Source organism: Embleya sp. NPDC020886 (assembly GCF_044333915.1).
Classification (GTDB): Bacteria; Actinomycetota; Actinomycetes; order Streptomycetales; family Streptomycetaceae; genus Embleya.
Genome location: NZ_JBIRRX010000025.1, coordinates 1 through 4,822, shown reverse-complemented (window position 1 = coordinate 4,822; position 4,822 = coordinate 1). Strand labels below are relative to the sequence as shown.

Here is a 4,822-nt window from a genome sequence, read left to right as displayed (position 1 = left end):
CTTGGGGCCTCTCGCCCGGGGGCCGCCCGGCTTCCTCGTTTTTTGCCCGCGGGGGGGGGGGCGGGGGGGGGGGGGGGGGGGGGGGCGGGGCCACGCCCGCCGTTCGGCTGTTACCAGGTGACGCGGAGCTGACGCGGCCCGTAGGACAGCGCGTCACCGCGGAAGGGGATGTCCTCCTTGGCGACGTCGAGCCGCAGGCCGGGCAGCCGCTCGGCCACCGCGCGCAGCGCGACCTCCAGTTGCACCCGGACCAGGTGCTTGCCCAGGCACGCGTGCGGCCCGTGGCTGAACGAGAGGTGGTTGCCCGCCGCGCGGTGGATGTTCAGCTCGTGCGGGTCGGGGAACAGGCGCGGGTCGCGGTTGCTGGTGTCCAGCAGCACGATCACCGCGTCCCCCTCCTTGATCGTGTGGCCCTCTATCTCGATGTCCGCGGCGGCGACCCGCTTGGTGGCCCGAGCGATCGTGTAGTAGCGCAACATCTCGTCGATCGCGCCCGGCCACAGGCTGGGGTCGGCGCGCAACTCCTCGGCGACATGCGGGAATTCGGCGAGCGCGAGCACCCCGAGACCGAGCATGTTCGCGGACGGCTCGTGCCCGGCGACCAGCAGGAACAGTGCGTTGTCCACCAGGTCGGAGTCGTCGAGCACGATCTCCTCGGACGCCTTCGCCTTGCTGATCAGCCTGCTGAGCAGGTCGTCCCCGGGCTGCTCGGTGCGCTGCTGCATCAGCGTCTGGACGTAGCCGCGCAGTTCGATGACGGCTTCGAGGTTCTCCTCGCCCCGGTCCATCTCGATGATCTGCTCGGTGCGTCGCTGGAAGTACTTGCAGTCCTCCTCCGGGATGTCCAGCACCTTGCAGATGGTCTGGGTGGCGACCGGGAAGGCGAATGCCTCCACCATCTCCGCGCCCGGTCCGTTGCTGACGATCTCGTCGACGATGCGACCGAACGCGTCCTCGAAGAACGGGCGGACCGCCTCGGCGTGCCGGGGCGTGAAGTCCTCCGCCACCATCCGGCGGGCGATGTCGTGCTCCGGCGAGTCCATGTTGAACAGGTGGCGGCTGAACTGACCCCGCTCCTTCTGCAGGGCTTCGCGCTGCGAGAAGGACGGCACCAGGGCGGGGTTGTTGCTGATCCGGCGGTCGGCCAGCAGGCTGCGCACGGACTCGTGACTGGCCGCCAGCCAGGCCGCGCGGCCGTCTTCCATGTTGAAGGGGCAGACGCCCCCTCCTTCGAGCAGCTCCAGGTGCTCGGTCGGGGGGAGGTCCGGGACGGTGCGACGGACGGGGAATGAAGGCATTCGACGAACTCCGTTTCCAGATGTTGGATTTGTTGTCGTTTCCTGCGGGGGGCGGATCACCGCATGGGGATCACCCCCGGCGGGTGGGCGCTGTGCTCGGCACCGGCTCGATGGGCGGTCGTGACCAGCCAGTCGTGGACGACGTCGGCGGTCCGCGGCGCGTGCTGCTCCATCATGGTGAAGTGGTCTCCGGGCACGTCCGTGCCGATGTGCGGCAGGTGCCAGCGGGCCTGCCACTGCCCGTCGGCGGGCATCTGGGGCATCGGGTCCCCGGCGCGTACGTGCAGCACCGGGACCTCGACCGGGCTCGGCGTCCAGTCGAAGCTGAAGTAGCGGCCCATCGCGGTCAGCCATGCCTCGCCCAGCGCCTCGCCGGTCCGGCCGTCGCGTTCGCGTTGCCCCTGCTCCATGGCGCCCTGGATGCGGGTCATCACCTCGGTCTGCTCCGGCGCGTAGGTGTCCAGCAGCACCAGCGCGGCGGGCGGTCGGCCCAGGGCGGCGAGGTGGACGGCCAGCGCGTGCGCGGCCAGGCCGCCCGCGGAGTAGCCGAGCAGCACCACCTCGTCGTGCTCCGCGAGGGCCCGCGCGTGGGTGGCGAGCAGCACGTCCAGCGTCGCGGGGATCGGCTCGCCGGTCACGAAACCGGGCTCGCGCAGCGCGAACACGTCCCGCCGGCCGCGCAGCGCGGCGGCGAACCGGAGGAACTTGTGCGGGTCGGCCTTGCCCAGGTGCGAGGGGATGCAGAACACGGGTGTGTCCGTGCCGCCGGAGGACAGTCGCAACGGCGGCACGTCCAGGTCGTCGGGATCGCGGTACGCGGACCGGAAGTCGGCGACGGAGCCCAGCAGATCGATGAATTCCAGCCGTCTGCCGTGCCGGTCCGCCTCGTGCCACAGGTCGTCCAGGCTCGCGGTGCTCCGAGGGCCGGCCGGGGCGGTGGCCGCGATTCGCTCCCGCAGGTACTCGGCGAGGGCGGCGGGTGTGCGCTGTTCCAGGGTGAGCATGGCGGGCAGCGTCAGGCCGGTGCCGGCGACGAGCCGGTTGCGCAGCTCGATCGAAGTGAGCGAATCGAAGCCGAGGTCGAGGAGTTCGTGGGCCGGGTCGATCCGCGCGGGGTCGTCGTAGCGCAGTACGGCGGCGATCTCCGCACGGACCGCGTCCAGCAGCACCCGGGACTGTTCCTCGACGGGGCGCCCCGCCAACCGGCCGAACAGATCCGGCTGTTCGTCCCGAGCGGGGGTAACGACCGGGCGCGCGTCGGGGAGTTCGTCGAGCAGACGGTGTCGGGCTCCCGCGGCCAGGCGGGCCCAGTCCACGTCGGCCACCACGACCGGGCCGTGGGCCCGGGCCAGGGCGCGCACCGCTTCCTCGGGTGCCAGCGGCGTGAGGCCACTGCGGCGCAGCCGGTCCTCGACGACCCGGGTGTCCGCCATTCCGCCGCCCGCCCACGGCCCCCAGGCCAGCGAGGCGGCGGGCAGGCCCTGGGCGGTGCGGTGCGCCGCCAGCGCGTCGAGGTAGGCGTTGGCGGCGGCGTAGGGCGCTTGGCCCGCACCGCCCAGCACGCCGGCCAGGGAGGAGAAGAGCACGAACGCGTCGAGGTCCGTCTCGCGGGTGAGTTCGTGCAGATGCCGCGCGCCGAGCAGCTTGGGCCCGAGCACCCGGTCGACCTGTGCGGGGGTGAGCGAGGCGATCACGCCGTCGTCCAGGACGGCGGCCGTGTGCACCACCGCGCGCGGCTTGTATTCGTCGAGCAACTCCCGAAGGGAATCGCGGTCGGTGACGTCGCAGCGAACGATCGTGGCCCGAACCCCGCCGGCGATCAGGTCCGCGTGCAACGCGCCGGCCTCCGGGCCGTCCGGGCCGCGCCGGCCGGCCAGCACGAGGTGTTCGGCGCCGTTGGCCGCCAACCAGCGCGCGACGTGGCCGGCCAGTGCGCCGGTCCCGCCGGTGATCAGCACGGTGCCGGTGGGCGACCAGCGTTCGGCGGTGGGGCCGGTGCGGAGCAGCCGCCGGGCGAACACACCGGCCGGGCGGATGGCGATCTCCGGCTCGTCGCGGGCGAGCAGTCGGGCGCACAGGAGGCGGGCGGTGTGGTCCGTGAGTTCGGCGGGCAGGTCGATCCGGGCGGCGCCGAGTTCCGGATGTTCCGCGGCGACGGCTCGGCCGAGGCCCCAGAGGGTGGCCTGTTCCGGGTGACGCACCGGATCCGAGTCGCCGACGGCGACGGCGCCGCTGGTGAGTATCCACAGCGGTACGTCGGTGCCTGCGGCGATCAGGTCCTGTACGACGCGCAGGGTCGCCCGCAGACCGCCGTCGGTGGCGGTGGCGGTGGCGGTGGCGGTGGCGGTGGCGGTGGCGGTGGCGGTGGCGATCGTGGTGCCCGGACCCAGCAGGGAGACGATCCCGGCCGGGTCGGTGTCCGCGAGCCCGGCGACGTCGTCGGCCCGGAGCACGGTGGCGCCGTGCTCGGTCAACGCCCGTTCGACGCCGTCGGCGAGCGGACACGCGTGCGCCGGGCGGATCAGCAGCCAGGTCCCGGACAGCGCGGACGACGGCGTGTCCTCGACCAGCGGCGTCCAGCCGATCCGGTAGGTGCGGTCGGCCGACGGCGCACCCGGGGTTTGCAGCGCGACGGCCGGAGTGGCCCGTTGCATCCAGTAGTGCCGGTGTTGGAACGCGTAGGTGGGCAGGTCGGTCAGGGTCGCGGCGGTCCCGGTGAACAAGCGGGACCAGTCGACGGGGTGGCCCGCGGTGTGCAGGTGCGCGAGCGCGGTCACGGCGGTGTGGACCTGCGGTCGGTCCCGGCGCTGGGACGCGGTGAACGACGCGTCGCCGATGGTCTGCGGGCCCATCGCGGTGAGCACGCCGTCGGGGCCGATCTCCACGAACCGGGTCACGCCCGCCGCGCGCAGTCGGGTGACGTGATCGGCGAACCGCACCGGCTCGCGCACGTGATCCACCCAGTACCGGGCCGAACACACCTCCTCGGCAGTCGCGGCCATCAGGATCTCGGGCTCGACGAACGCCACGTCGTTCACGACGGTGGCGAACTCGTCCAGGACCGGATCCATCAACGGCGAGTGGAAGGCGTGACTGACCGTCAGCCGGTTCGTCTTGTGCCCCCGCTCGCGCAATTCGTCCGCGATCGCGACGACGACGTCCTCGACGCCGGAGATCACCACCGCCGACGGCCCGTTGACCGCCGCGATGCCCGCCTCCTTCTCGCGGCCCTGCAACAGCTCGACGACCTCGGGCTCGGTCGCCTGGACGGCGAACATCGCCCCGCCCGCCGGGAGCGCCTGCATCAACCGGCCGCGCGCGGCGACCACCCGACAAGCGTCGTCCAAGGTCAGCACTCCGGCGACGTGCGCGGCGGCCAGCTCGCCGATCGAGTGACCGGTCACGAAGTCCGGCCGCACGCCCCACGATTCGAGCAGCCGGAACAACGCCACCTCGACCGCGAACAACGCGGGCTGGGTGAACCCGGTCTCGTCCAACCCCACCCCGTCGAACACCACGTCCCG

At 72.7% G+C, this 4,822-nt stretch carries 2 protein-coding genes; both read right to left on the bottom strand.

Features of this window, described 5'->3' with window-relative positions; genetic code table 11:
• Positions 1 to 110: 110 nt before the first annotated feature.
• Positions 111 to 1,298, bottom strand: coding sequence for a cytochrome P450 (locus tag ACH4U8_RS43490; protein ID WP_360324979.1), 1,188 nt, complete (start codon positions 1,296 to 1,298; stop codon positions 111 to 113).
• Positions 1,299 to 1,354: 56 nt separating this feature from the next.
• Positions 1,355 to 4,822: type I polyketide synthase (locus ACH4U8_RS43485; RefSeq protein WP_395783993.1), on the bottom strand; the 3,468-nt coding region annotated here is incomplete at its 5' end.